Here is a 25,517-nt window from a genome sequence, read left to right on the forward strand (position 1 = left end):
GGATTGATTTATCCCAAAATAGGATTAACAGCATCGGCGGTTGGTCAGGGCTTATGTCTACTTAACTGTTTTTTATTCATTATTTTCTCTAAAACTGTGGCGGTATCGATGGATAGCAGGTGTGCGATACAGGCAAATTCCACAACATCCAGCCGGCGCTCACCACTTTCGACTTTGGCGATAAACGACTGCGGTCGGCCTAACGATTCGGCCAGACTTTGCTGGCTGATGCCTTTCCTGATTCTGGCTTCCCGAAGCGTTTTTATAACGCTTTGATATTCTTCTGAATAAATTGACGCCATTTCGTTAACCTTGACTGATATCCCAAAATCGAATATCAGTCATTTCACTAATTATCCCAAAACAGGATAATTAATGAAATTCGTTATGGAGAGGAGTTAGAGAGATGAATAAAAATGACTGGCATCCTGCTGATATCATTGCATCTTTGAGAAAGCAGGGAACAACTCTGGCTGCGGTTTCCAGAGAGGCGGGACTGGCCTCGTCCACGCTGGCGAATGCGTTGACGCGACACTGGCCGAAGGGTGAGCGCTTAATTGCTGATGCACTGAAAAAACAGCCGGAAGAGATCTGGCCTTCACGCTATCAGGATATCGGGCGCGGGCAGGGCGGAGAAGGGGAGAGGGATTGAAAACCCACCCGGTGAAAATTTACAAAATTTTTTTCATCCTGTTAGTGGATTTAGACGCTCCTTACTGGATTTCTATGGAATAGAAATCCAGTAAGGAGCCAACAAGCGTAGCGCGTTAGCCGCTTGATATACGGATTTTGGCGAGTAGATTGTCAGTGTCACATCGCTGCTGCACGCAGCACGCCACGTTGCCACGACCTTCAAGGCAACGCGCAGGCCCAGCCTGTGTGGTCGACGCCCAACCCGCCTCGCTACCGGTTTACGGGTGATCGCTGCGGCGATGGTAGCTACCTTATCCCAACGCCTTAGGGCTGCATCCTGTTTGTTCTGCCTTTCGCATACACATTGATGCGTACAACAACCTTTATAGCTGGCGCAACCGTCTGCGGCCTTTTACTGCCTCAGCGAATGCATCCATGAGGCAGCGGCGTCACTTCATACGGCGGAAAGCCGTTGCAAGTGACGCCGCGAACAATCTCTGCGCCAGCCCTCGCGCCATAGCGCTTTCCGGCGCGACCTGTCATCTGACGCACATTTTCTGCGTCAATTTTCATCGACCCACTTATCAGAGGAGGACTGAACCGATATCTGAGGCAGGCTTTCAGCCTGAGGGGATTACCCTGCTGATGCAGGCGGCTGCACCGAGTGCATAACCGATATCCCCGCCATACCTCAACCGCTGCCGCTCCGGCGCGCAGGTATTGTTCAGTGCGGCACGGTAACGGTAAATCCGTGTCGTAAATCGCCGTGCGCCGGAGAACAGAGGTTATCGATGATGGGGGGGATAGCATATGTCACGACTAAGCCGGGAAATGCAGACTCTGGCCCGACAGGCTGGCGGCAGCCATAAGACGGTACATGACCGACTAAAAATTGCAGAGCGGCTTGCCAGTCATCTGCTGTCTTTGAATATTTAGATCCGTGCGGTGCAGCATCTGAAAGCGAAACACATCGAATGTTATGTCGCTGAGCGACTAGAACAGGGAATTACTCTGCGAACGCTGCATAACGAGATGGCCGCAGTGCGAGTGATGCTGCGGACTGCCGAGCGGAACAAGCTGGCGGATGGGGAACGGCTGAGCAACAAGGCTCTAGGTCTGGGCGGCGCCAGTAGGGACGGCACGCGGAAAGCTATCACGCCGGAACGCTATCAGGCGGTGCTGGCAATCCTGCAACAGAAAGACGCTGGGCTGGCACTAACGCTACAACTGGCGAGAATGATGGGCCTACGTTCGCAGGAAGCGGTGCAGTGTTCGCAGTCGCTCAAGACATGGGCCACGGCGCTGGAGCGAGGCAACGAACACCTGACGGTGATATTCGGTACCAAAGGCGGACGACCCCGGCAAACGCGAGTTCTGGATCGGGAAGCGTTAACGCAGACAGTGAATCGGGCGCTGGTAGTTGCCGCTATTCATAACGGTCAGCTGATTGATAAACCGGATCTGAAAAGCGCCATCAATCGCTGGCGCTCACAAACGGCTCTGGCCGGACTAAAGGGGCAATATTCCCCGCACAGCTTGCGTTACGCATGGGCGCAGGATGCGATGCATTATTACCGGCAGCAGGGTTTCAGCAATCGGGAAGCCAGTGCGCTGGTATCGATGGATTTAGGGCATGGGGATGGGCGAGGGCGGTATGTGGGGCGAGTTTATGGTAAAGAGGTATAAGATTCTATCTCAATTTAGGTTGGCATATACGTTTGTGTTGTTGCCAGTTGGGGCTATAAATAGCTGCGAGTAATAATGCTACGCTACACCTGTCATTTTATGGCATATGACAGTTGCGTTAGAGCAACATTTGATAAGTTTGATGCCGCGCCATTTTACAGTGATAATCTCCTAATTTATTGTTTTTTAAGTATTAGATAAAAGTTGAATACTATTTGGTACAACTATTTATATAATGGATATGTGTAGGTGAGATGCTTAGATTAAATATTTTATCTTTAATTTTTATACTATCGATTTTCAATCGATTAATATATATTATTATAATCTGTTTTTGGCCGTAAATAAAATTCTTAAATATAAGTGAAGATAAATTATCATTTGTATTTTTCTAGGAGTGGACAGTGACTGAGGAAGAACTACTAAAAATCGTTATTGGAGTGGTATCTGCTTTCGCTGGTTGGATACTAGCACAGCTTACTAATAGTTTTAAATCCTTATCTCAAAGGAGGAAGGTACGGAGGCTTCTACTTGAGGAGCTTTCCGATATAGATAAGGAACTTGATAGACTTATTTTATTTTATACCCGCAATTTACAAATGTACGGTGCTCAATGTATTGGTAATAAATCGGCAGCAGGTTTATCGAATCCAATTTTTAAGTGCTACTATAAAGATGCTTTATTATCTCTTAATCAGAATCAGCGTATTTCTTATCAGATGATTCACTCTCTTGTTGATATGATAAATGTTGGAATATATGAATTGTGTGAATTATCATCAAATGCATACACTCAATATATTAATGGAGCCAATGAAAAAGAGATAAATAAGTTAAGTGATACTTGGGGAAAGAAAGTTAAAGCAGAATTTCTTAATTGTGCCGCCCTTAAATGGCAAGTTCGGTTTCATTTAATTCGTAAGGATAATCCCGCTTTGTCACTGTATACAGAGGATCATAGAGATTACCTACGCTATTTGAAAAGTGCTCAAGATAAAGCCAAGGAATATATCACCAATGGCAAAACTATAGATCCTTGTAAATTTGATGAGATTTATGACCCCATGTCCTTCTCGAATAATGCTGATCATAAATGATAATACTCTATTTGTAACGTAGTTCATTATATTAAACATTAATAATTTAATTGATGCGCAATGAGTTATATTACCTTCAAATCGCGTGCAACGACGAAGAGCTTATCAGGCGGCTATTTGATAGTGAAAAGCTCTAACGACTTGCCCCACACGCTTTCTAAGGGTATCGCGGTATTATGCGAAGTTATTTAAGTAATTTAATGAAAAATACTCGCCTTGCCAACTTCCCCAACCTAGTACACAATATAGCCAGTCAACCAACAAGGTGTACCAAAAACCTTCGTTGAATCAGCCGATTGAGCGAGAAATGACTATCTCGTTTCCCGCTCCAATTTCTTTTCTATAGATGTCCAATGATGTCTGTAGGTCTATGAAAAAAGAGCGAAAAGCTCTTTTTTTGTTTCCAAAGCAATCCATTGAAAACCACCCACGGCCAGCCTTTTTAAGGCCAGAATTGAGGCCAAAAAAACAGGGTGGCAACGCGTTGCGGATTGTTGCTGGGATCAAATAAAGGCAATGACAAGTATAGAGCCTGAGTCTCAACCTGGAGTTCTTGTCATGGCACTTTCCGATTTGATTATCCGGCAGTCTAAAGCCAACGGTAAAACCTTTCATCTTCCTGATTGCGATGGCCTCGGTCTGGTTGTTTCGCCGGTGGGCGGTAAGTCATGGCATTTCCGCTATTACTGGCTGGGTAAACAGAAGCGCCTCTCTCTGGGACGTTATCCTGCAATCGGCTTACGCAAAGCGCGCGCATTACGTGATGACGCTCGCGAGCTGTTGGCTAAAGGCATCAACCCCTGCACTGTTCGCAAACAAAAGCGGCAGGCCGCGCGTCTGGCCGCCGGACACAGCTTCAAAGCCGTCTATTCCCTTTGGCTTGACCACCGCAGACTCGAACTCAGAGAAGGGCGGCAAAGTACCCTGTCGCAAATCCAGCGTATTTTTTCTAAAGATGTGCTGCCCATTCTGGGCGAGCGTTCGATCTTTGAGATCCGTCGCTCTGACCTGCTGGAGATGATTGCCCGTATTGAACGGCGCAAGGCGCTGACCATCGCGGAAAAAGTGCGTACGTGGTTTAACCAGCTGTTTCGCTTTGCGCTGGTGAAAATCGAAGGGCTGGAAACTAACCCGGCGTCGGATCTGGACGTGGTGGCGGCCCCTAAGCCACCCGTCAGGCATAATCCCTATCTCGCTATCCACGAGCTGCCGTCATTACTCCGGAAGCTGAGCAACTACGCAGGCGATATGCAAACGCAGCTTGGCATCCGGTTGTTGCTATTGACCGGGGTTCGCACCGGAGAACTGCGGCTGGCAACGCCGGATCAGTTCGATCTGACGCGTGAGCTATGGATCATTCCGCCGGAGAATATAAAGCAGTTGCAGAATGCTATGCGCAGGCACGGCAAGCGTGCTCAGGCTATTCCGCCATACGTTGTGCTGTTACCCGCTCAGGCGCTCGACATTGTGCATCATCTGCTGGCGCAGATGAAACCGGCTCAAAAATATTTGCTGACCCATCGTAGCGATTTAAATAAACGCATCAGCGAAAATACGCTTAATGGCGCGCTGCGCCGTATGGGGTATGCGGAACAACTAACCGGCCACGGTATTCGCGCCACCATCTCGACGGCGCTCAACGAAATCGGCTATCCCAAAATGTGGATTGAGGCGCAGCTTTCCCACGCCGACCCCAACAAAGTCAGCGCGGCCTACAATCATGCGCAGTATGCGGAACAGCGGCGGCGCATGATGCAGGAGTGGGCGGATAGGCTTGATCGCTGGGCGGCGAATGGAGCCGGTGAGGTTAATTATGGCGTTGCAAAAATCAGCGTACTTGAAAACACGCTGAAAGCGATGGCTGACGGTCGAATGCTGCCCGACGAGGGCATACTGTTTTTACGTGAGTTTATTTTGCAATGAGCGGGTTATCCCTTTGTCCACTGAACGACTTCACCGTCATATAGTTTCAGGATGATGTCTGCAAAGTCGTCGTCAAGGGTATAAAAATAGCTTTCGGGGACGTTAAGAACGCGGGCAAAGGCGCACATCGTCTCAAATGTCGGGCGATGTGTGCCGCTTTCATACTGGGAGACACGCGACCGCGCGGTGGCTTCTTCAATCCCAGCGAGTACCCCCAATTTTTCCTGCGTCATTTGGGCACGCAGGCGGGCAGCTTTAAGGCGAGCAGGTAACATAGTGACACCATCAATAATCAATATTGACGTCATGTTTAGCATTGCTTTACAGGCGAGTTGCTTAGAGTCCCTGAACAGAGTCGGCTTGAGATAAGAGAAAGATCAGAGGGAATGCGCTTTATATTGGCGATAAAGGTCGAGCAGCATGGCCGCAAATTTATCATCAAGGGTGTAGAAATAACCCTCCGGCACATGTAGCACCTTCGCAAAGGCGCACATCATTTCGAATGTCGGGCGATGTATCCCATTTTCATACTGCGAGACGCGTGACCGCGCGGTTTCCTCTTCAATACCTGCCAGCGTACCCAGTTTTTCCTGAGTAAGATGCGCGTTTAACCGTGCGGATTTAAGACGTCCGGGAAGCATGATCAACACCCTAGATAAGCTATTGACTTAGTGTTTAGCATTACTTAACATTGTAGTTGTTTAGAGATACTGAACATGGCGGATAAAATCATGGGGGAGAGGGTAATGGATGGTAATGACTGGCATCCGGCGGATATTATCGCTGGTTTGAGAAAACGTGGCACAACGCTGGCGGCGATCTCCAGAGAGGCGGGATTAGCGTCATCTACATTGGCAAATGCGCTGACGCGACACTGGCCGAAGGGCGAGCGCTTAATTGCCGAAGCGTTGAACAAACGGCCGGAAGAGATCTGGCCTTCCCGCTATCAGGGCATCAGCCGTGGTCAGGATTGGGAAGGGGAGCAGGATTGAAAACTTGAAGGGGCTTGAAGGCTGTTTATGACGTCGTCTGCTGGCAGCCGCGACTGGGATACCGTGAAATAGGGCAGAGTGCCTTTTCCCTTTTTCTGGCAGGTCCGTTGCCCCTTAATATCTATTCCCTTCGGCCATTTCCTGCCTTTTTGATCCAGAAGACCCTTTTTATCGTCCAAGATAGAGCGACACGATCTGTAATCTTTCATGCCCCAGTTCCCGACTAATGATTTGCCGCGCTTCACGGTCGATGGTTTGTTGTTCCTGCGTCAGGTGGTTATAGCCGGGGCCACTGGCGGCGGGTGCCAGCCAGCCGGTCAGGATTTCATAGCGCATCTGGGCGTAACGATGGCGTAAACCGTGCATGCCGCTGAGTCCGGCGTTTTTGCACTGACCGTCATACAGATGCCGCTGCTGGATATAGGTTTTCTGCGCCGGGATTAGCGAACCGGCTCCCGCCAGCGCGTGGGCTTCATCCAGCACGGCCCGTTGTTCTGGTGTGGTGATGGGGACGGTACGTGCTTTACCGCCTTTGGTCCATGTGCCTTTCAATGCGATATGGTCGCCCCGGTCGGCATAGCGGGGCTGGAACAGCAGGCACTCTTTTCGGCGTAGCCCAAAGGCAGCCTGCAAACGCAAGCTCATTTTTACCTGCGGATCGCGGATACGGTCGAGCCGATCGTTCAGCGTTTGGGCTTTATTCTGATTGGTGACATGGCGCCGTTTGGGAATGCCCAACTGGTCGTTGTCGGCGGGCAGCAGGCCCGGTTTGCCAATCTTCTCCGCCCACCAGCGCAGATGCGCCAGCCGGTTCTTTAGTGTGCCGGCGGACAAATCCTCTGATTGCCAGCGCGTCAGCAGGGTGTTGATATGCTTACCTTTAAGCGAAGTAGCGCGCATCTGGCGGAAACCGGATTCGCGCAACTGGCGGGCAATCAGCGTCAGAGACCGTTTCTGTCTGCCTGCGTGGTATGGCTACCGTCCCGGTTGCGTCGGCAAAGCTGGTTCAGCGTCCATGTCAGGTCATCCAAATCAGCCTCCTCTTTGTCGGTCTTTTTGCTACAGTTAATTCGCTTGTTCTGAGAGGAAATCGGGTTAGTGTAATTGCCAACTCGCCGCATTCACTGCGACAAGATCCCCGAAGGGCTGGGGCCAGACGCTCAGAACGTCTGTTGCCTCAGATTGAGGCATCCGACTTGTTTCCTGCTGGAAAGCCGGGCGGAGGGTATTGCCTGAAAAACGTGATAAAACCTCCTTTGTTGCAGATGGATGAAAAGAAAATGCGGGCCTGCGGCCGCTACGGATAAGAGACATTGATTAAATTGGGCCAGTAATACCCTGAGAGAAAAAAGGCTCAACCCGATTAAGGGGCGACGCTGGGAATGAGCCGGAAGCGTCTGGATGGCTCCATCCTGATCGGACAGACACTCGCAGGAGCCAATGCCTTTGGGATGGCCGGATGGGTACGGCCAGCGCAGCATATACGCTGTGCCATGTTTCCGGTGTTCAGACCCGCCGGAAGGTTGTTGCTGGGGCAGTATGCCGGAGCATCGTCACGCAGGCAGCAATGAATAGGGCGTTGATTGTTACTGAGTTGCATCAAGCCGTCACTGCGGTGGCAGTGACGGCTTGATGTTGGCGCAGATCGAATAAATGCTAAATGCAGGGGGGGACCGAGTTATCTGCTAACGTCGAGGGTGACGAAAGAACCGTAAGCATTGGATGTGAATCGGGCTTTGAGCATGATGTTCTTCTCAGATAGGCATAATTAGCATGTCAGAGATCGCTAAAAGTGAATGGTCCTGATTATTGGGATACTTACATACTGGCTCCCCCTGTCAGAATGCACTATGACTCCCCGTGGCATTTTCCGACGCCACAACGCCGCATACCAGTTTCGCTTTCATCCTTTCCGACATCGACCAACTCACCACCCGGATAGTTGTCGCCCTGAATTGAAAAAAGGTCTAGTTGTGTATGCTCTTCAGAAATGGACTACCCCAGAGACCGAGAATATTCTACTAAGAGGGAATAGGTGTACAGATATATGGGGTCAACACCACAGGATCACAGACGGCAGCCCCGTTCTGACGATACCACCTATTGTCCCGAATAAACATGGCGGTGGCTGACCTGCCGACGTATGGTTATCGCCGTGTGTGGGCGCTGCTGCGACAGGGAGATCATTGACTGGGCAGCGAGCACCGGAGGCTATGACAAAGAAACGGTGCAGGATGTCATGTTAGGTGCGGTGGAAAAACGCTTCGGAAGGCAGTTGCCAACAGAGTCGCTGGAATGGCTGACGGATAACGGTTCAGCCTACAGGGCTCATGAAACGCGGGTGTTCGCCCGGTTGCTGGGACTGGAGCCTTGCACGACAGCAGTGAGAAGCCCGGAAAGCAACGGCATAGCAGAAAGCTTCGTGAAGACGATAAAACGGGACTACATCAGCATCATGCCGAAACCGGACAGCGGTGATGAATCTGGCGGTGGCGTTCAGTCATTACAACGAACATCATCCGCATAGTGCACTGGGCTATCGCTCACCACGGGAATATATACGCAGGAAGTTATCGCAACCGTAAGAGAGCAAAAACGTCTGGATATATAGGGTCAAATCCACTGATGATTTTGGCGTAACACCTGTCAATCTACTAATATTAAAACCAGCTGTAACTTTAAGGAATTGCGCACGCACGCTTACTTATATTTCGATAAAACGATGTTTTTTATTGTAGCGATCTTACACTTTTATTTTGGTGATACATATAACTATATGAATAAATCGTCCGTCTTACTTCTTCTTTTGATTTTGCGCCTTGTTTCCTTCATCTGTTTGTTTCTCAATAAGTTTCGGCAATACAACACCATCTATCTCAATAAAAGCTAACGGAGACGGTCTAAACAATACCTTGCGTACACGTCGAAATAAGCTGTAAGTGATTTTGTTAATTTTCATGTAGTCCTCCATTAATTTGGTTTAATCATTAACAAATTCGCTGCGTGATGGTGAACTGACGACAGGCAACCAACTAAAAATCTTTATTTTCTAACTTGTATAAATATTAATAAAAATAAAAAAATTTCAAGCACAATAAATGCGTGTTGATATAACTATCTGTATTTAAAGGTAATGTTTTACTTATGTTACGACTATTTGATGATTTGCATTACAAAATACAATGGATGATGTAGCTAATATTGTTATTTTAAATTTACTCACATTCATTGTGACTAAATATCGATTGATATATTTAGTCTTATCCTTACTATACTATAGGAGATGGTCGATGTAGGTTTTCTTGCAATTACTTAATTTAATAGTGAGATTTTTATAAACTTTTGATTTTATCAAATTATTTATTGAGAGAGAATAAGCATGAATGTGGCCATCCAAATAATTGAGAGAGGCATTAATTTTGCTGCAAAAGCGGGATGGCCTTCTGAAATATTAAATTTTGGCACAAAAAGCTGTCATTTGAAGGTGTCAGATCGTCATATAGTACTCCAATTAGACAAGCCGGCTGATGAAGTGCCTCAAACTGAAGATGTACATATTTTATACTTGCCGCCTTCATGGAGGATTGCTTTTGAGTTTTTTCAATCAACATTGGCGTGTGTATCCGGCCATGCAACAATTCTGGCCCCCGTCGGCGGGTATAAGTCGCTACTGGAAATCGGTGCAATAGATGCAGTCGTTTTATCTCCGAGTAAAACATTTGATAGCAGTAACTGGACATTTTCTTTCGCATCGATTGGGCACACGCGATGCTGGATCATCAATCTTATTGCTCAATGCCCGACCATCCTTGATGAGAGAACTATGCTCAATACATTGGCCTCATCTGATCGACTAGTAATCCCCGCTAAGTGGTTAGGAATCCGAGATACAGCGACACTTTGTGAATTTGCACGCGATATGGGATGGGCAGATGCGTCCTATCCCTATGTCGTGGTACTAAATGAAACATTTTGCAGAAATAACAGTAATTCACAAGTCAATGTATGGTTGGCTGTTACTGATGCCGTAGTTTCTATGCAACTCGCGGAGCAGATCGGAGCCATAGTTTCTCCCACACTGCCACAGTCTCAGCGGTTTATACAACTCAACCAGGCTCTAAATTCAGGCTTACGAGGTCGATTATGAGAACAGACTTAATCAGCTCGTCTCCCTCATTGAGGATTGCTTTGGTAGGATTAGGAACAATCGGAAAAAGGTTAGTGGATGTTGTATCTCATATACCCGAATTTTCAGTGTCTGGTATCGCTGTTAGAAGTATATCGCCAGCGCTATCCCCGATGGTAGAGTCCGGAATCCCTATCTATTCGAGTACAAATGATTGTATATTTCCGGCTCAAATCCCCTGCGCTGGCAAATTAAGCGATCTACTTGAGAAAAGTGATTTTGTTCTTGACTGTACCTCAAGAGGAAATGGTGCCAAGCTCCAACAATGGTATGAACACGCAAATGTTAGAGTTATTTATCAAGGAGGAGAGTCCTCATCTTTAGCATCAGTTAACTACTGTTCAGGTATTGGCTTTAAAGAAGCTATATCCGCTCCATCTGTACGAGTCATGAGTTGCAATTCAACCGGTTTAATCCGAATAGCTCAAGCTCTAGATCGCTTAGGTACTGTAGAAACAATTAGAGCTGTATTAACTAGATCTGCTACTGACCCTGATAAGTATATGAAAGGGCAACCTAACGCCATAATATCCACATTTGGTGAATCACACCATGGCCAAGATATCAGAGTTATTTGGCCGAATTTAAATATCATTACACTCGCTTCCTATGCTCCTGTAAACTGTGGACACCTTGTCACTCTTTTCGCTAAATTTAGTGAGCCGATATCTTTAGATATAGCCATATCTACGCTTGAAAAAATGCCAAGAGTACGAGTCATTGATGGTTCTGGTTCACTCTTGGAATTACGTCGCATCAATAAATCCTCAACACGCTGTGATTGCAGCGATGTTGTGATCTGGCGCAAAGGCATCCATATTATTGGAAACGAAGTTCTTTTATCTGCTGGCATTCATATGGAGTCGATAGTTATCCCTGAAACTCTTGATGTTCTCTTTGCGATGAGCGGTCTCGAAAAAAAAATTGACCAAGCTAGGCATCGAACCGATCTGGCAATTTCTAACTATCTGTGATTATAGGAGTAACTATGCTTATTGCGTTAAGCGGACAATATAACTCCAGTTTGCAAACTAGACTTTCCGAAAAATTTTCGACAATAGATATTTCTACTGCTTTGGACACAAAATATGCCTCAGAAGTATCATTACTTGTAACACGTGGTGCATTGCATGTTGATCGAAATCTTTTGCAGAAACTGCCTAATCTAAAAAAAATAATTAAAGCAGGAGCTGGACTTGATACTATCGATCTTTCCGCGGCAAAAAAACGTGGCATCGAGGTAGTGGCAACTGGTGGTTCTACAGAAAGTGTTGCAGAGCTGGCTTTGGCGTTACTCTTTTCATGCCTACGCAATATCCCCATACTTAATGACGCTGTGCGCAGGGGAGATTGGGGACTGAAAAATGATTACATTGCGAGTTCTTTAGACTCGCGACGCATTGGAATTATTGGATTTGGGCGAATCGGTCAGGCCTTTTCAATAATGGTTCGTTCTCTTAACGCACCTGTTTTTGCCTGGGATCACTCCATTCAAAAAGAATCAAAAATTAATATTATGAGTAAGTTCAATATATCACCATGCACATCTTTAATTGAGCTTCTTCAGAAGTGCAATGTAATCTCTGTCCATTTACCATTGGGGAAAACAACCCGTTCACTAATTGGACTTAAGGAATTTTCTTCAATGCAACATGGAACCATTCTAATAAACACAGCGCGGGCTGCCATTGTAGAAAAGGATGCCCTGATTAATGCGCTTAGTAATGGTACATTGGATTCGGCAGGGTTGGATGTTCATTACAATGAGGGTGGAGAAGCCGAAAATGAATCCCTATTTTCTTTAAAAAATGTGGTGCTCACCCCACATGTTGGGGCTCAAAGCTATCAGTCACAGCAGGCTATCGCAGAAAGGATTTTGTCAGAAGTTACTAAATTCGCATCAATATATCCATATCCTTGTAACAAAAAATCATAGAAATAAAATCGAAAACATTCATTATTGAACAGATTTTTTTACTATTAAGGAGATTATCGTTATGACCCAATCCATTCGTCCACTTATTGCCGGAAACTGGAAAATGAATGGACTGAAATCTTCGTTAGAAGAATTACAAAATATTGTTGAAGCCTTTCCTGAAGTAGATAATATCGAATCATTAATTTGTTTACCGGCCACCCTGATTTCGCTCGCATCAGAGATTACAAGAGACACCCCAATACAAATAGGAGCACAGGATTGCGCGATCGAAAAATTTGGTGCTCATACCGGCGATATCTCTGCCGAAATGCTTAAAGATGCAGGAGCCAGCTACGTTATAGTGGGCCATTCAGAACGAAGAATAGACCACGGTGAGGCTAATAGCTTGATACATGCTAAAGCCAAAGCTGCCTGGCGAGGAGGATTAATCCCTATTATCTGCATTGGGGAAACACTCGCGGAGAGCAAAAAAGGAAGCACATTTGAAGTTCTTGCAAACCAAATTGAACAATCATTACCATCTGAAGCATCACCACTAAATACCGTAATTGCTTATGAACCGATTTGGGCTATTGGTACCGGAACAATACCAAAAGAGCAGGATGTTGCTATCATCCATTCATATATCCGTAGCTGCTTATCAGAAAAACTTGGTACAAAAGCGAACCAATTACGTATCATCTATGGTGGTTCAGTAACTCCGCTTAATGTTGTGAAATTTCTTAACACGACGAATGTTAATGGGGGGCTTGTAGGCCGAGCAGCCATGAAATCCGAAGATTATTTAGCTCTTTTAAATAATGCATTAAGCTAAGTTTAACTCCTTGTGAGAGATAATTATGAGGATGTTTGAAATATGAGTCTGCAAATAACAATGATTGTTCTGCTTGCAGCAATACTTAATGCTAGTTGGAATGCATTAGTCAAAGTTAGTGGTGATAAAATTGCCGTTATGGCAGTAATAACTCTATTGGGAAGTCTTTTTTCTACTTTTGTTTTACCATTTGTCCAGCTTCCAGCCCCTGACAGTTGGCCTCTCCTTACTCTTGCTATATTACTCCATACAACTTACCATTTTTGTTTACCGATAGCTTATAATTATGGTGATTTTGGGCAGGTTTATCCTATAGCACGCGGAGTCGCTCCGCTACTAGTGACTATCGGTTCCGTATTATTTGCTGGAGAAATACTTAATGGAGCACATCTTATAGGGGTTGTCGCATTAGCTTTCGGTATTATCATTCTTACATGGGCAAAAAAAAACGGTCAGGCCCAAAACCCTCGCTCCTTATTGTTCGCAATCGGAACTGGTATTTTCATTGCTTCCTACACGCTTGTCGATGGTATAGGTGCACGGCAATCAGGTTCAGCGCTAGGTTTCGCGGTCTGTTTGACAATAGGTAATGGTTTGCTTACCTTCCTTATTGCATTAATTGTAAAATACAAAGAAATTGTATTGGTGCTTCGTTCAAATTTTAAGTCTTCTTCAGTTGCGGGGGTGATGCAGGTCGGCGCTTATTGGATTGTTATTTGGGCAATGACACAAGCACCTCTAAGCATTGTATCCGCTTTACGTGAAACAAGCGTACTTTTTGCCGTTATTATTTCAACGTTTATTTTAAAAGAAGGCTTTGGTTTACTGCGTTTTATTTCTGCGGCATTAATCGTTTTTGGTATTTTTCTTAACATACGCTAGCCGTAGTGATTAACATTTAATCTTTTGTACAGTTTGTTTGCTTTTGATTTCATTATTATATTAACGCTGTCATAAGTAGATAGAGAGGTTTACATGAATCTTTTCGATCTCACTGGTCGTGTTGCGGTAGTAACTGGTGGAAACGGTGGCATCGGTCTTGGTATTGCCTTGGGTCTAGCCCAATCGGGAGCCACTGTTGTCATCGCTGGGCGCCAAAAGGATAAAAATAATAAAGCAGTCGCGATTCTTGCAAAAAACGGTGGAAATGCAATAGCAATTCAACTGGATATTAGCAATGAAAGAGCGTGTGAAATTATGTTCGAAACAATTGCTAATAAACTTGGTCATATTGATATTGTTGTTAACAATGCTGGTATTACCATACGTAAACCCCCCGAGACGTATACCCTTGAAGAATGGTACCAGGTTATAGATATTAATCTTACCGGTGCATTTCTATGTTCCAAACTCGCCTATCCGCACATGCTAAAATCTGGAGGGGGTAAAATTATTAATATTGGCTCAATGCTATCGATTTTCGGCATGCCACTTAGTGTTCCATATGGCGCTAGCAAAGGTGGAATTGTACAAATGGGCCGCTCGCTTGCAACGGCTTGGGCAAAAGACAACATACAAGTAAATTCAATTCTCCCTGGCTGGATAGAAACCGATATGGCAAAATCGTCGCGCGTTCAGGTAAAGGGATTGCATGAACACGTGCTTGATAGAACACCTGCTCATCGTTGGGGCATGCCGAGTGATTTGGCTGGTGCAGCAGTTTTTTTGGCAAGCAAGGCATCCGATTTTATTACAGGCACAGTTATTCCTGTCGATGGTGGGTACTCAATCAGTGGCTAAACAGTCAATCTCAAATAGCTGTTCCGAATAGAATATTACTGGAAACCAATCCCTTCCATATTCTGTATTCTGATAAATAGACAAACAAATAATAATTACTAATTTAAATAATCAGAGCCTGTTCATTGAGGAATGCAAATATTAATTGGGTAGGTGTTTATCGATGAAATATCCCAATTCTTTGTATGACATTTATTTTCTAAATAAAATACTTGATGATAGTTTCGTATCCGGGGATGCAACTTTAACTGAGTACTCTATAAATAGCACTATCCCGAAATAAAGTCATATATAGCGGATTTTAATTTTTTTTAAATTTTATCAATTATTGAATATTCTCGACAGGTAACATTGACATTCCAATAAACACGGTCACTTTAATTTATAAGAGTTACTAATGCCAATGCTATTTATATTATTTTGAATGGTTAACCTGTAAACTATAAATTTCCCCTGCATCTACAAATAATTACGTTTTTATTTTTTAATCCACTTTGGCCTGTAGAGTTTTAAGAACATACAACGTTCTAATTAATCGTTTGATCTATATATCTTTAATAAAGATATTTAAATTTAATATGTTTTCATTACAGTTTGGTTAAATGTTTATGACAAGACTACACATAGAAGAGGAATAAACATCATGATCAGAAAAGATATTATCCTGGAAGATACGACATTGCGTGATGGTGAACAAGCACCAGGTGTCGCCTTTTCAAAAGAAACTAAGCTGAAGATATTCAATAAGCTCCTGGACACAGGTGTGAAATGGATCGAACCTGGAATCGCTGCTATGGGGGGTGAAGAACTTGATACGCTTTGCGCCATACTTGAACGAAAGGATGAGGCCATTTTAGTAGGTTGGAATCGTGGAATACGTGGGGATATTGCAACGTCAATCGATCTTGGCTTTGAGGCTGTTCACATTGGATTACCTACTTCTGACATTCACCTGAAAAAAAGCGTAGGCAAGGATCGTAAATGGCTTATTCAAAAAGCTTCTGACCTTGTGAAATACGCTAAAGATCGAGGGGTATATGTCTCAATCAGCGCTGAAGATATTGGTCGTACCGATATCCCTTTCCTCCAGGAATATGCATCTGCTATTACCGAGGCAGGAGCAGATCGTTTAAGGCTGTCAGATACGATTGGCATCCTCTCTCCTGAAGAATATAGCCGACGTGTTGAAGCTGTGGGGAGGGTCTCCCAGATTGATCTTCAATGTCATTGCCATAATGATTTCGGATTAGCCGTTGCGAATACTATTGCTGGGTTGAAAGCGGGAGCTAAATATTTCCATGTCTGCGTGAATGCCATGGGCGAACGCGCTGGCATGCCTGATCTTGCACAGACATCGTTAGCTCTCAAACATCTGTATGGCCGGGATTTGAAACTCAAAACTGATAACTTGAAAGAACTTGCCGAGATCGTGGCTGAAGCGAGCCATCAACCTCTCCCCGCATGGCAGCCTATTGTGGGGGACAACGTTTTTGCCCATGAGTCTGGCATTCATGTTAACGGGATGCTGAAAGATACAGTCACCTTCGAGCCATTTGCTCCTGAAGAAGTTGGTAATATCCGTAAGTACGTAATTGGTAAACACTCCGGACGAGCGACATTGCGGAGCGTATTGGAGAACTTTGGCTACGCAATCGATGAAGACATGCTAGTTAAATGTCTCTCAGAGGTGAGAGCGAAAGCAATTTCTCAAGGAAAAGCGCTCACTCCTGGGCAGCTATGCGAGCTCTATAACACCCTGGCGCCGGCATCGGAGGTCACAAAATGACCCAGCCAACCCTTGCAGAACAGATAATAGCGGCACATGCTGGTTGTGATCGCGTCAATGAAGGCGAGTTAGTGACGGCCCAGGTGGATAGAGTCTACCTCCAGGACGGCAACTCGCCGACAATCCGAACTCTTTTCACAAAGTATGGTTTTGACGATGTCTTTGATCCGAGTCGCGTAGGGATCTTTTTTGACCATTCCGTGATCGCACCTGACAAACATATCGCAGCCAGACTACGGGAAGCTGAAAAGCTGGCTACACGACTGGGAGTAAGAGTTTTTCGTCCTGGCGAAGGAATCAGTCATGTGGTTGCTTTAGAAATAGGTTGGTATGAACCAGGTTCTATCGTTATTGGCTCAGACTCACACACTTGTACCGGCGGAGCCGCCCAATGCTTATCTCTCGGAATGGGGGCTTCCGATTGTGCTGCAGCTATGGTGACAGGGCAAACTTGGTTACGCGTTCCCGGAACAATTTGGGTTAACGTCAAAGGTCGTCCAGCGTCAGTGACCCGAGCCAGGGATGTTGTTCTTTATGTACTGGCAATAAATGGACAACATCCATTTTTATACAAGTCGGTAGAGTGGATAGGTTCATGGCTGGATGATTTAACGCTGGATTCTTGCGCATCCATCGCCAATCTGGCTGTCGAAATGGGCGCTAAATGCGCGTTTCTTCCACCGGGAAAAGGTCGGCCTGAGGGGATGAAACCAATATGTATGCCAGATGCAGAAGACCCTCGCGTCATTAGCATCGACATCAATGGTTTGCCGCCAATGATATCAAAACCCAACTCGCCCATGAATACGGTTCCGTTAGACCAATGTAAAGGCCTAAAGATCAACTATGTCTTTATTGGAACCTGCACAAATGGGCGTTTGGAAGATATTGCTGAAGCTGCTGCAGTTTTGAATGGAGCCAAAGTCCATCCAAACGTACAGTGTCTCGTAACTCCCGGCTCTCGCAAGGTTTACATAGAAGCAATGGAACGCGGCTATATCGAAAAACTTATGCGTGCTGGAGCGATCATCTCTCCTCCGGGTTGTAGCGCTTGTCTAGGCACACAAGGGAGTATTCCTGCCTTGTATCCTGAGATTTAGTTACCATGGTGACGAATAAATTTGGCGCAGTGTATGCGGCCTGACCCTGCCCGGGGTTTAAAGCCCGTACCTGAGCAACCGGCGCTACACTGAGCCGCTCATCTGAAACCCGAACAGTTGTCCGTATGTCATAACGTATTTGCAAGGATGGGTAATTATGAGTTTGCCGAATCCAATTTGTGTGGGAATCGATGTTTCCAAAGCCTCTCTCGATGTCGCTGCCAACAAAGAAGACATTGAACAATTCACCACCAGTAATGATGTTGATGGCTTTGACGCAATCTTTGCCAGATTGAAAGAGCACTCTGTTGCTTTAGTCCTGATGGAAGCCACCGGAGGACTGGAAGCAGCCATTGCCTGTTCTCTTCAAGACAAAGGTCTTGATGTGGTTGTCATCAATCCCAGACAGGCTCGCGACTTTGCCCGTGCAATGGGCTATCTGGCCAAGACTGACCGTATTGATGCCAAGGCGCTAGCCCAAATGGCTGAAGTGATTCACCGTCATCCGGAACGGAAGCGTTTTATTCGCGCCATCCCAGATGCAAAGCGTCAGGAGCTTATCGCTATGGTAGTGCGCAGACGCCAGTTGATTACGATGCTTGTCGCTGAGCGTAACCGCCTGCCTCTGTCGCACCCGCAGAGCAGAGAGAGTATCAATATCATCGTCAGAGCACTGAAAGATGAGTTAGCGCGCATTGACAAAGATATGGACAGACACATCCGGGAACACTTTAAAGAACTCGCCGACAAACTCTGCACTATTCAAGGGGTAGGCCTGATGACTGTCGCAGCCCTGCTGGCGGAGGTTCCCGAACTTGGGAAACTTTCACGGCGTAAAATCAGCGCGCTTGTCGGCGTGGCACCAGTTAACCGTGACTCTGGAACTCTACGAGGCCGACGAACCATCTTTGGTGGACGGGCCGGGGTTCGCACAGCTTTGTATATGGCTGCACTTGTAGCGACCTGCTTCAACCCGGTGATAAAGGCCTTTTACATGCGTCTGCTTGCAGCAGGAAAAGCTAAAAAAGTGGCACTGGTTGCCTGTATGCGCAAGCTGCTGACTATCCTGAACGCGATGCTCAGAAAGAACGAAGAATGGGATGAGTCGTATCATCACGTTGCTCCATAATTTTTACGTTCAAGACAGTTGCTCAGGTGACCGGGTACTTTCTACCATGAATCGTAATTTCCTTGGTCGCATGGGAAACGCAGAAGCCGAGATTTATTTGGCTTCCCCTTTGGTGGCCGCTCATACAGCCATCCGGGGGGAATTGCCCTTGTCGGAGGAGCTATCGATATGAATGAATATCACAAGCTGTGTGTACGGACCATGTCTCGCATTATTTCAACCGATGACATTATTCCGGGGCGTTATAAACATATGTATACGGACACAGATGAACTAGCAAAGCACGTTTTCGAGAATATATTCCCTGGACTTGCAGATACATTTGCGCCTGGTGATGTCATTTGCAGCACCGATACCTTCGGGATAGGAAGTTCTAGGGAACAGGCTGTCAGTTCTCTTATTTCAGCGGGTATTCATACGGTGATTGCTCCTAGATTCGGCAGAATATTCTTCCGAAATGCATGGAATTTGGGGCTGGTAGCTATTGAAATTGCGCGTCTTCCCATTACAGAAGGCGATCAAATCAGCATTGACCTTGACTCTGGTGAATTGCGCGGCGACTTCGGATTAACACGCTTTGCACCTCCCCCGAACAGGATGCTCGAAATGGTGAAGCAAGGCGGGCTGCTAGCCATGATTTCGAGGCAACTTGCGTCGCAAAGTTCCCTTAATGAAGGAGGAACCCCCCAATGAGTATAACTAATCGAATTCTTCCCGAAACGCGGCGTGGACGGCTGTATGACCTGTTAGCATCAGGCAAATTAGTCCGCGCTATTGAAGCTCATAGTGGTCTCTCCGCTCTCGTATGCAGCGAAACGATATCTGGCCGAGAATCAGAGGGATCACAATTCGACGCTCTCTGGCTATCAAGCCTAACAAGTTCAGCAGTGAGGGGATTGCCAGACATGGAGCTGTATGCATTAGAACGCCGGATCGAGCTCATCGACGAAATTCTACACGTAACCTCAAATCCACTGATCGTCGACGGTGACACCGGCGGAGAGGCAACCGCATTCGAGTATATGTGTACACGCCTTGAAGACATGGGAGTAAGTGCAGTAGTCATTGAAGACAAACAACATCCTAAGCGAAATAGTTTGTCATTGGAATCCGCACATGCCCTTGAAGACCCTACGATCTTCGGACGGAAAATCAGACGCGGCAGGGATGTTCTGCTGTCGGGCAATTTTATGATCTTTGCTCGCTTGGAAAGTTTGATAGCAGGAGAAAGTGTGAGTGATGCTCTAACCAGAGCTGAAATATATCTGGAGAACGGTGCCCATGGCGTGATGATTCACTCCAAAGATCCCTCTCCAGAGACCATCTTTGAATTTCTTGCCCGATTCAGATCCGCTGGTCACATGCAACCAGTCATTTGTGTACCCACTACCTACAATGGCGTTCATGCTCATGAACTGCAGAGCCGCGGAGCAAACATTGTTATACATGCCAATCATATGCTTCGTGCTGCACATTTCGCCATGCAGCGGGTGTGCCAGGCGATTCTCGATAACGACCGGTCTATGGAGGTTGATAGCCTCATAACACCGGTCAAGGATATCTTCCACAGCGTGGGATATGATGCAGCCCTTAAGCGTGACTTGAAACCAGAGCCGGATGAATAATCAGGGGGAATAACTATGGATATTCTTTTTCTCAGAGGGGATGGGATAGGACCAGAAATTTCTTCTGCGGCGCTATCAATATTAGAACGTGTTAACACTGAAGAAAATCTTCGACTTAATATCGAATCTCGCGATGCAGGCCTGTCAACTTTGCAACGACTAGGAAAAACGCTCCCGCTGGAAGTTTCTGAAGCTGCGGGAAAAGCTGATGGAATAGTTCTTGCTCCACTCTCTACGTTCCAATATCCCCCAAGGGAAAAAGGGGGTATCAATATTTCAGCAGAGTTTCGAACTGTTCTCAATCTCTATGCGAATATTCGCCCCTGTCGATTGCGTAGATCTTATGAAAATAAATCTGCAATCGACCTGATAATTGTACGCGAGAACACGGAAGGTTTTTATGCTTGCAGAACCATGTATGCAGGAACTGGCGAATTCATGCCTGATCCGTCGACCGCGTTTGCGCTACGGAAAGTCAGTGCTCAAGCTTCTCGCAAAATCGCAGTTGAAGCGTTCCAGTTAGCATCCGCACGCAACAGGGAACTCACGGTCGTACACAAAGCCAACGTTCTTAAGCTATCTGATGGCTTATTCCTGGATATTGTCCGTGAAACGGCAAAGGATTTCCCGAAGGTAAAAGTTACGGAACTATTAGTAGATGCTGTTGCTGCGCTTTTAGTCCGAGATCCATCGAAATTTGACGTATTACTGATGACCAACATGTTTGGCGATATATTGTCTAATGAGGCGGCAGAATTAGCTGGGGGCTTAGGCATGGCTCCATCGCTAAATATAGGAGTAGAGAGAGCAATGGCACAAGCGGCCCACGGTTCCGCACCAGATTTAGCTGGGCGTAATATAGCAAATCCATCAGGACTAATCCTTTCAGTTGCCATGTTGCTTGAATGGCTGTCAGTTCGTTCTAAGCGTGATGATCTTCATCGAGCGGCAACTGGTATGGTACATGCTGTTGATAAAACATTGGGTAATCCAGCAAATTGTACAGCAGACCAGGGAGGTCAATTAAATACATTTGAGTTTGCCGGAGCTGTGATTCAAAACTATCTGGCCGAATAATGCAAACAATGCCCTTTTGCCGAGTGTATTGAATTTTCTGAACTTTTTCTGTTTGCATAAGGAGTAGAGATATAGTTTGGAACAGTTTGTTACCTTTGAAAGGTATGTTTTTTTCTTAGTCAGGATTGCTGCAAAAATCTTTCCCAAAGTATGACATTACGATACAAACTCACCCGCTGCTTGCTGAAGCCAATTGCAAAATAAAGATGCATTGCGATTTTTTCGTTGACGACGTAGGGCAACGTATGTCTGGTCGCTTTCAATAAAACCGAATGGTGCGACGAGTCTACCCATTGCAATATCGTCAGAAACCAGTGGCCAGGGCGCAATGCATACTCCCAGTCCTGCAACAGCAGCCTCCAACATAAAATAGAAATGCTCGTATTCCATGGTACCTTGAGCATCCAGGCTCACCCCTGAACGCTCGCTCCAGTCTGCCCACGCGCTCAGTCTGGTGAAGGTATGTAACAGGACAGGGTTCGGTGTTTCTCCAATGCCTAAATTTATTGAGGGTGCATGAACCGGACCAAATTTTTCAGGAAATAACGGAATCACGTCCGCATCTTCAGGCCAGGGTTCCTTCCCAACGCGTATAGCAACATCGAAATTATCGCGTAAAAAATCCACTGGCGAATCAGAAGTACTTAAGCGGACATCAACCGTAGGATGATCAGTCCTGAAGCGATGAAGGCGCGGTATCAGCCATCGCATCGTCAACGTACCAAGGCAAGAAATATCCAAAGCCCCTTCTGCATTATCTGCATTTTTGGCGACTGAGCGCACCGCCCTGTCCATCTGGTCGAAAGCCGTTGTTAGTTCAGGCAAAAGCCTGCGCCCGGATTCAGTTAATTTTGGTGCGTTTTTACTCCCTTCAAAAAGACGAACGCCTAAAACCGATTCCAGATGTTGAATATGGCGACTTATCGCACTATGTGTTACATGCAGTTCTTCTGCAGCAAGTTTCATAAGGCCAAGACGGCCGGCCGCCTCAAAAGCACGGAGAGCATTTAACGAATGAAGACGTCGATACATTGTGATTTCCCTCACCGATGTGTTTCGAATGTCTTATTTCTAATATTCAAAGGCCGCGGCCACAAAACAACCCATTAATTTTAATTAAGTAAATTTCAAAACCACTGCAATCTATATTGCTATTGGACTATGAAAGCTTAATTTAACCCTGACAAAGCTGCTCGATAACATATATCCAGTAACAGCCACAGGTTAATGCGACCTTAACCTGAGTGAATTAATTTTACTATTTTGTTAAATATATAAATTTTTAACTATGCGACACTTATCACAAAACCATTCAAATTGATGTATAATTTTTCTTAATGAAACTGTCGCACTGAAGGCTTCTGCCGGCGTTTCAGTCACCTATACCAGCCGCTGCGCAAGACGCACAGTACCCGGGCCAGGCTTTTCACTGGGAGCTCCTCCTGATGCTGTTGCATAAAACCGTACTTCACCTCAGGCGTTTCGCGAAGTACGTGGCCGCCTTTTGGAGGATAGCCAGCTCCTCATCCCGCCCGGCGAGCTGACGTTTAAAACGGACATTTTCCGCGGCCAGTTGCTGCTCACGCTCAGAAGCGGAGCCCTGCTGACGTTGTTTACTGCGCCAGGCGTAGAGTTGAGAGTCATCCAGGCTGAGCTCACGGGGGGCTTTAGCCACGCCGATACGCTCAGCCAGCGGCAGCGCCTGCTGGCGAAACTCCAGGATATATTGATTACGGGATGTCTTCTTCACAGATTTTGCTTGCGTCATGGTTCACCCTGTTAACGATTTCACTCGCTTAACAGCGTGTCCACTATTCGTGGGTAGGATCACTTGATACCTGGCTGAAAGCGTTGCACAAAAAAAGTGAAAGGCAAGATCGCAGTCGCCATTGAACTTAAAAAAAGCCCAGTGGTTTTCGCGCTACAAAAATACCCGTTTATCACTGTTTTTCCTGTTCATGCGTTATCGCTTGCCCGCTACAGGCAGACCTTCTGGCCTAGTGGGACAAAAGACGACCCGCAGGATGCAGAACTGGCGCTGGAACTGATGTTACGTTATCCCAAAAAGATCAAAGTCATTGAACCCGACAATGCGGATATTAGATTACTTCAACAGCTAGTTGAACAGCGTCGACAACTGATTGAAGACAAAAGTCGTTTTGTGAACAGGCTAATCAACACTCTCAAACAATATTATCCTCAACTTCTGGAGTGGTTCTCACACCGGGGTAGCTTACTGTTGTGTGAACTGATTATAAGATGGCCCAGTCTGCAACAACTGAAACGCGCCAGGCGCGACACTATTCGCAACTTTCTTAATGCCAAGGTGGCCGCGCAACAGTCCTTACCGAGCAACGTGTTGCGAGTATCGATAATGCGATCCCGTTGACCACAGACCCGAGTGTTATAGGGGCTAATGCTTTGATGGCAACAGCACTGGCGACACAAATTAAAGTCGTGAGTGAAATCATCAAAACCTATGACGAACGAATCGAAACGCTGTTTGATACATTGCCAGATGCAGGGCTGTTTAAATCACTTCCGGGCATGGGGCCGTGTATGGGCCCACGTATGCTTGCTGCACTTGGCGATAACCGTGACCGTTTTAATAGCGCAGAAGAAATTCAAAACTACGCAGGTATAGCACAGGTAACAGAACGAAGTGGCCAGAAATCCTGGGTTCACTGGCGATGGCAATGCGCTAAGTTCGTCAGGCAGACCTTTGTTGAATGGGCTTCCAAGACGGTTAACTCATCATACTGTGCCAAACTGTATTATCAGAGCCTCAGAGAGAAGGGTAAATCTCACCAGTCTGCGATCCGGGCACTGGCGTTCAAATGGATCCGGATAATTTATAGCTGCTGGAAGAACAGAACCTGTTACGACGAAGCAAAATATTTACTGGCTCTCAAAGAACGAAGTTCACCCTTACTGAAGCCATAAAAAGCTTGTTGAATGACTCAGGGCGTGAAGCGGACATAAAATGCCAGTAAGTAAACTAAAACATTGTGGAGGTTATATTTATTTAGGTCGGAAGTTCCTTTTATTCTCAATTTTATGTTCTTTTACATTTTTATTCTCAAGTTTATGTTTGATATAATAATCTATCGGTATTATTGCAGTTTTTTTGTTTATATCTACTGCTAATACAAATGAATGGTTCAGTCCACCACTACCGGCGCTATCACTGTTATCCGCATCATCGCCACTTTTTTTACATTTTGTAAACAGTTCTGTGTATTCATTTAATTCATCAGCTGACATGCCATCCGAAAAAATCTCGCACGGATTTAATTTGATTTCGTTATGAATATCGAAATACTTCCTGATATTTATTGTTAATTTTTTCGCAATCTTGTCATACTCACCTCCAATAGCATAATGATATTTAAAACCTTCTTTGTCGACTAATGAAGATTTAGCCGCCTCGTATCCCTCCTTTCCATTTTTGTATTTAACGTATTCAGAAGAGAATTTTGACAGAGTCCTTTTAAATTCAATTATAAAAAAATGACTGTTATTACCAACTATCGCATCGCCAACTGACTCAGCGTTTCCATCGAAAGGTGCCAACAAATCCAACCCAAAATCGTCTTTTGCAGCTAAAACAAAATTATATTCAACTGTTTTTTCCCACCATTCTACTTCCGATGATTTATTTACTATGTAATAACCTCTATTAAGAAAAAATTGACATTATGTACACTACTTAATTAATGACTTGTTTGAAAGCTATATTCTTTCATCCCATTGTCTTTATGTGCACGAGTGGAAACTCATGCAACACCCA

General features: G+C 45.6%; 24 protein-coding genes and 5 pseudogenes. 20 read left to right on the forward strand and 9 right to left on the reverse strand.

What is annotated here, in order from left to right; translation table 11 throughout:
* Nucleotides 1–44: 44 nt before the first annotated feature.
* A complete protein-coding gene (locus tag ACN28R_RS21705) occupies nucleotides 45–302 on the reverse strand; it encodes a helix-turn-helix domain-containing protein (RefSeq protein ID WP_095835435.1) in 258 nt (85 codons plus the stop codon).
* Nucleotides 303–406: 104 nt separating this feature from the next.
* Here ACN28R_RS21705 and ACN28R_RS21710 point away from each other — a divergent pair, with 104 nt between their 5' ends.
* The 4 genes and pseudogenes from ACN28R_RS21710 (at nucleotide 407) to ACN28R_RS21725 (ending at nucleotide 5,339) form a co-directional block, all read left to right on the forward strand.
* A complete protein-coding gene (locus ACN28R_RS21710) occupies nucleotides 407–652 on the forward strand; it encodes a helix-turn-helix domain-containing protein (RefSeq protein ID WP_095835436.1) in 246 nt (81 codons plus the stop codon).
* A gap of 791 nt (nucleotides 653–1,443) precedes the next feature.
* A pseudogene (locus tag ACN28R_RS21715) lies at nucleotides 1,444–2,319 on the forward strand (integrase domain-containing protein).
* Between the two features lie 404 nt (nucleotides 2,320–2,723).
* Nucleotides 2,724–3,416, forward strand: a complete 693-nt coding sequence (locus ACN28R_RS21720) for a hypothetical protein (RefSeq protein ID WP_095835437.1) — start codon at nucleotides 2,724–2,726, stop codon at nucleotides 3,414–3,416.
* Between the two features lie 558 nt (nucleotides 3,417–3,974).
* On the forward strand, nucleotides 3,975–5,339 hold the full coding sequence (locus ACN28R_RS21725) for a tyrosine-type recombinase/integrase (protein WP_095835438.1): 1,365 nt from the start codon (nucleotides 3,975–3,977) through the stop codon (nucleotides 5,337–5,339).
* A 5-nt stretch (nucleotides 5,340–5,344) separates the two neighbouring features.
* Here ACN28R_RS21725 and ACN28R_RS21730 read toward each other — a convergent pair whose 3' ends face one another.
* Entirely contained in the window at nucleotides 5,345–5,614 is a 270-nt protein-coding gene (locus ACN28R_RS21730) for a helix-turn-helix domain-containing protein (RefSeq protein WP_048639778.1), read from the reverse strand.
* A gap of 102 nt (nucleotides 5,615–5,716) precedes the next feature.
* Complete coding sequence (locus tag ACN28R_RS21735) at nucleotides 5,717–5,980, reverse strand: helix-turn-helix domain-containing protein (RefSeq protein WP_048637299.1); 264 nt, start codon at nucleotides 5,978–5,980, stop codon at nucleotides 5,717–5,719.
* Between the two features lie 105 nt (nucleotides 5,981–6,085).
* Between ACN28R_RS21735 and ACN28R_RS21740 the strand changes: the two genes are divergently transcribed.
* Nucleotides 6,086–6,331 carry a helix-turn-helix domain-containing protein gene (locus ACN28R_RS21740; protein ID WP_095835439.1) on the forward strand — a complete coding sequence of 82 codons (246 nt, stop codon included), beginning with the start codon at nucleotides 6,086–6,088 and terminating at the stop codon, nucleotides 6,329–6,331.
* Nucleotides 6,332–6,499: 168 nt separating this feature from the next.
* Here the strand turns inward: ACN28R_RS21740 and ACN28R_RS21745 are convergent, their stop codons facing one another.
* Complete coding sequence (locus tag ACN28R_RS21745; protein WP_236840163.1) at nucleotides 6,500–7,231, reverse strand: integrase domain-containing protein; 732 nt, start codon at nucleotides 7,229–7,231, stop codon at nucleotides 6,500–6,502.
* A gap of 916 nt (nucleotides 7,232–8,147) precedes the next feature.
* A pseudogene (locus ACN28R_RS21750) lies at nucleotides 8,148–8,265 on the reverse strand (IS3 family transposase); the annotation flags it as partial.
* A gap of 233 nt (nucleotides 8,266–8,498) precedes the next feature.
* Here ACN28R_RS21750 and ACN28R_RS21755 point away from each other — a divergent pair.
* Nucleotides 8,499–8,916, forward strand: a pseudogene (locus tag ACN28R_RS21755) (integrase core domain-containing protein); the annotation flags it as partial.
* Between the two features lie 209 nt (nucleotides 8,917–9,125).
* On the opposite strand, the gene ACN28R_RS21760 reads toward ACN28R_RS21755, so the two are convergent.
* Complete coding sequence (locus tag ACN28R_RS21760) at nucleotides 9,126–9,290, reverse strand: hypothetical protein (RefSeq protein WP_156186734.1); 165 nt, start codon at nucleotides 9,288–9,290, stop codon at nucleotides 9,126–9,128.
* Nucleotides 9,291–9,710: 420 nt separating this feature from the next.
* Between ACN28R_RS21760 and ACN28R_RS21765 the strand changes: the two genes are divergently transcribed.
* The 13 genes from ACN28R_RS21765 to ACN28R_RS21825 all read left to right on the forward strand — a co-directional run bounded on the left by ACN28R_RS21765 (nucleotide 9,711) and on the right by ACN28R_RS21825 (nucleotide 21,727).
* On the forward strand, nucleotides 9,711–10,478 hold the full coding sequence (locus tag ACN28R_RS21765; RefSeq protein ID WP_145957985.1) for a hypothetical protein: 768 nt from the start codon (nucleotides 9,711–9,713) through the stop codon (nucleotides 10,476–10,478).
* Nucleotides 10,475–11,491 (forward strand): type II glyceraldehyde-3-phosphate dehydrogenase, encoded by a 1,017-nt coding sequence (locus ACN28R_RS21770; protein WP_095835441.1) that lies wholly within the window; start codon nucleotides 10,475–10,477, stop codon nucleotides 11,489–11,491. The genes ACN28R_RS21765 and ACN28R_RS21770 overlap by 4 nt, the downstream gene beginning before the upstream one ends.
* A 14-nt stretch (nucleotides 11,492–11,505) precedes the next feature.
* Nucleotides 11,506–12,453, forward strand: coding sequence for an NAD(P)-dependent oxidoreductase (locus ACN28R_RS21775; protein ID WP_095835442.1), 948 nt, complete (start codon nucleotides 11,506–11,508; stop codon nucleotides 12,451–12,453).
* Between the two features lie 61 nt (nucleotides 12,454–12,514).
* Complete coding sequence (gene tpiA, locus ACN28R_RS21780; protein WP_095835443.1) at nucleotides 12,515–13,270, forward strand: triose-phosphate isomerase; 756 nt, start codon at nucleotides 12,515–12,517, stop codon at nucleotides 13,268–13,270.
* Between the two features lie 42 nt (nucleotides 13,271–13,312).
* Entirely contained in the window at nucleotides 13,313–14,152 is an 840-nt protein-coding gene (locus ACN28R_RS21785) for an EamA family transporter (protein ID WP_095835444.1), read from the forward strand.
* 93 nt (nucleotides 14,153–14,245) lie between these two features.
* Complete coding sequence (locus ACN28R_RS21790; RefSeq protein ID WP_048637306.1) at nucleotides 14,246–15,010, forward strand: SDR family NAD(P)-dependent oxidoreductase; 765 nt, start codon at nucleotides 14,246–14,248, stop codon at nucleotides 15,008–15,010.
* A gap of 643 nt (nucleotides 15,011–15,653) precedes the next feature.
* Nucleotides 15,654–16,796, forward strand: a complete 1,143-nt coding sequence (locus ACN28R_RS21795; protein WP_048637307.1) for a homocitrate synthase/isopropylmalate synthase family protein — start codon at nucleotides 15,654–15,656, stop codon at nucleotides 16,794–16,796.
* Nucleotides 16,793–17,896, forward strand: coding sequence for a 3-isopropylmalate dehydratase large subunit (locus ACN28R_RS21800; protein WP_095835445.1), 1,104 nt, complete (start codon nucleotides 16,793–16,795; stop codon nucleotides 17,894–17,896). The genes ACN28R_RS21795 and ACN28R_RS21800 overlap by 4 nt, the downstream gene beginning before the upstream one ends.
* Before the next feature lie 157 nt (nucleotides 17,897–18,053).
* Nucleotides 18,054–19,025: an IS110 family RNA-guided transposase gene (locus ACN28R_RS21805; RefSeq protein WP_095835446.1), complete on the forward strand. Its 972-nt coding sequence runs from the start codon at nucleotides 18,054–18,056 to the stop codon at nucleotides 19,023–19,025.
* Nucleotides 18,997–19,197, forward strand: coding sequence for an aconitase family protein (locus tag ACN28R_RS21810; RefSeq protein ID WP_121514255.1), 201 nt, complete (start codon nucleotides 18,997–18,999; stop codon nucleotides 19,195–19,197). The genes ACN28R_RS21805 and ACN28R_RS21810 overlap by 29 nt, the downstream gene beginning before the upstream one ends.
* A complete protein-coding gene (locus tag ACN28R_RS21815; RefSeq protein ID WP_095835447.1) occupies nucleotides 19,194–19,718 on the forward strand; it encodes a LeuD/DmdB family oxidoreductase small subunit in 525 nt (174 codons plus the stop codon). Before ACN28R_RS21810 ends, ACN28R_RS21815 begins: the two co-directional genes overlap by 4 nt.
* A complete protein-coding gene (locus ACN28R_RS21820; RefSeq protein ID WP_048639779.1) occupies nucleotides 19,715–20,650 on the forward strand; it encodes an isocitrate lyase/phosphoenolpyruvate mutase family protein in 936 nt (311 codons plus the stop codon). The genes ACN28R_RS21815 and ACN28R_RS21820 overlap by 4 nt, the downstream gene beginning before the upstream one ends.
* A gap of 15 nt (nucleotides 20,651–20,665) precedes the next feature.
* Complete coding sequence (locus tag ACN28R_RS21825) at nucleotides 20,666–21,727, forward strand: isocitrate/isopropylmalate dehydrogenase family protein (protein ID WP_048637310.1); 1,062 nt, start codon at nucleotides 20,666–20,668, stop codon at nucleotides 21,725–21,727.
* A 156-nt stretch (nucleotides 21,728–21,883) separates the two neighbouring features.
* Here ACN28R_RS21825 and ACN28R_RS21830 read toward each other — a convergent pair whose 3' ends face one another.
* Both ACN28R_RS21830 and ACN28R_RS21835 read right to left on the reverse strand, forming a co-directional pair.
* Nucleotides 21,884–22,759 (reverse strand): LysR substrate-binding domain-containing protein, encoded by an 876-nt coding sequence (locus tag ACN28R_RS21830; protein ID WP_095835448.1) that lies wholly within the window; start codon nucleotides 22,757–22,759, stop codon nucleotides 21,884–21,886.
* A 347-nt stretch (nucleotides 22,760–23,106) separates the two neighbouring features.
* Nucleotides 23,107–23,495 (reverse strand): annotated as a pseudogene (locus ACN28R_RS21835) (transposase); the annotation flags it as partial.
* A gap of 59 nt (nucleotides 23,496–23,554) precedes the next feature.
* Here ACN28R_RS21835 and ACN28R_RS21840 point away from each other — a divergent pair.
* Nucleotides 23,555–24,670 (forward strand): annotated as a pseudogene (locus ACN28R_RS21840) (IS110 family RNA-guided transposase); the annotation flags it as partial.
* Nucleotides 24,671–24,748: 78 nt separating this feature from the next.
* Here the strand turns inward: ACN28R_RS21840 and ACN28R_RS21845 are convergent.
* Complete coding sequence (locus tag ACN28R_RS21845; protein WP_145957986.1) at nucleotides 24,749–25,300, reverse strand: hypothetical protein; 552 nt, start codon at nucleotides 25,298–25,300, stop codon at nucleotides 24,749–24,751.
* Nucleotides 25,301–25,517 lie beyond the last annotated feature (217 nt).

It is taken from the genome of Brenneria goodwinii, from assembly GCF_002291445.1.
Taxonomy (GTDB): Bacteria; Pseudomonadota; Gammaproteobacteria; order Enterobacterales; family Enterobacteriaceae; genus Brenneria; species Brenneria goodwinii.

What these genes read in the sequence shown, in the direction of transcription:
- ACN28R_RS21705 (WP_095835435.1), bottom strand. Translation starts at nt 302, where the DNA reads ATGGCGTCAATTTATTCAGAAGAATATCAAAGCGTTATAAAAACGCTT.
- ACN28R_RS21710 (WP_095835436.1), top strand. Translation starts at nt 407, where the DNA reads ATGAATAAAAATGACTGGCATCCTGCTGATATCATTGCATCTTTGAGA.
- ACN28R_RS21725 (WP_095835438.1), top strand. Translation starts at nt 3,975, where the DNA reads ATGGCACTTTCCGATTTGATTATCCGGCAGTCTAAAGCCAACGGTAAA.
- ACN28R_RS21730 (WP_048639778.1), bottom strand. Translation starts at nt 5,614, where the DNA reads ATGTTACCTGCTCGCCTTAAAGCTGCCCGCCTGCGTGCCCAAATGACG.
- ACN28R_RS21735 (WP_048637299.1), bottom strand. Translation starts at nt 5,980, where the DNA reads ATGCTTCCCGGACGTCTTAAATCCGCACGGTTAAACGCGCATCTTACT.
- ACN28R_RS21740 (WP_095835439.1), top strand. Translation starts at nt 6,086, where the DNA reads ATGGATGGTAATGACTGGCATCCGGCGGATATTATCGCTGGTTTGAGA.
- ACN28R_RS21745 (WP_236840163.1), bottom strand. Translation starts at nt 7,231, where the DNA reads ATGCGCGCTACTTCGCTTAAAGGTAAGCATATCAACACCCTGCTGACG.
- ACN28R_RS21760 (WP_156186734.1), bottom strand. Translation starts at nt 9,290, where the DNA reads ATGAAAATTAACAAAATCACTTACAGCTTATTTCGACGTGTACGCAAG.
- ACN28R_RS21765 (WP_145957985.1), top strand. Translation starts at nt 9,711, where the DNA reads ATGAATGTGGCCATCCAAATAATTGAGAGAGGCATTAATTTTGCTGCA.
- ACN28R_RS21770 (WP_095835441.1), top strand. Translation starts at nt 10,475, where the DNA reads ATGAGAACAGACTTAATCAGCTCGTCTCCCTCATTGAGGATTGCTTTG.
- ACN28R_RS21775 (WP_095835442.1), top strand. Translation starts at nt 11,506, where the DNA reads ATGCTTATTGCGTTAAGCGGACAATATAACTCCAGTTTGCAAACTAGA.
- tpiA (WP_095835443.1), top strand. Translation starts at nt 12,515, where the DNA reads ATGACCCAATCCATTCGTCCACTTATTGCCGGAAACTGGAAAATGAAT.
- ACN28R_RS21785 (WP_095835444.1), top strand. Translation starts at nt 13,313, where the DNA reads ATGAGTCTGCAAATAACAATGATTGTTCTGCTTGCAGCAATACTTAAT.
- ACN28R_RS21790 (WP_048637306.1), top strand. Translation starts at nt 14,246, where the DNA reads ATGAATCTTTTCGATCTCACTGGTCGTGTTGCGGTAGTAACTGGTGGA.
- ACN28R_RS21795 (WP_048637307.1), top strand. Translation starts at nt 15,654, where the DNA reads ATGATCAGAAAAGATATTATCCTGGAAGATACGACATTGCGTGATGGT.
- ACN28R_RS21800 (WP_095835445.1), top strand. Translation starts at nt 16,793, where the DNA reads ATGACCCAGCCAACCCTTGCAGAACAGATAATAGCGGCACATGCTGGT.
- ACN28R_RS21805 (WP_095835446.1), top strand. Translation starts at nt 18,054, where the DNA reads ATGAGTTTGCCGAATCCAATTTGTGTGGGAATCGATGTTTCCAAAGCC.
- ACN28R_RS21810 (WP_121514255.1), top strand. Translation starts at nt 18,997, where the DNA reads ATGAGTCGTATCATCACGTTGCTCCATAATTTTTACGTTCAAGACAGT.
- ACN28R_RS21815 (WP_095835447.1), top strand. Translation starts at nt 19,194, where the DNA reads ATGAATGAATATCACAAGCTGTGTGTACGGACCATGTCTCGCATTATT.
- ACN28R_RS21820 (WP_048639779.1), top strand. Translation starts at nt 19,715, where the DNA reads ATGAGTATAACTAATCGAATTCTTCCCGAAACGCGGCGTGGACGGCTG.
- ACN28R_RS21825 (WP_048637310.1), top strand. Translation starts at nt 20,666, where the DNA reads ATGGATATTCTTTTTCTCAGAGGGGATGGGATAGGACCAGAAATTTCT.
- ACN28R_RS21830 (WP_095835448.1), bottom strand. Translation starts at nt 22,759, where the DNA reads ATGTATCGACGTCTTCATTCGTTAAATGCTCTCCGTGCTTTTGAGGCG.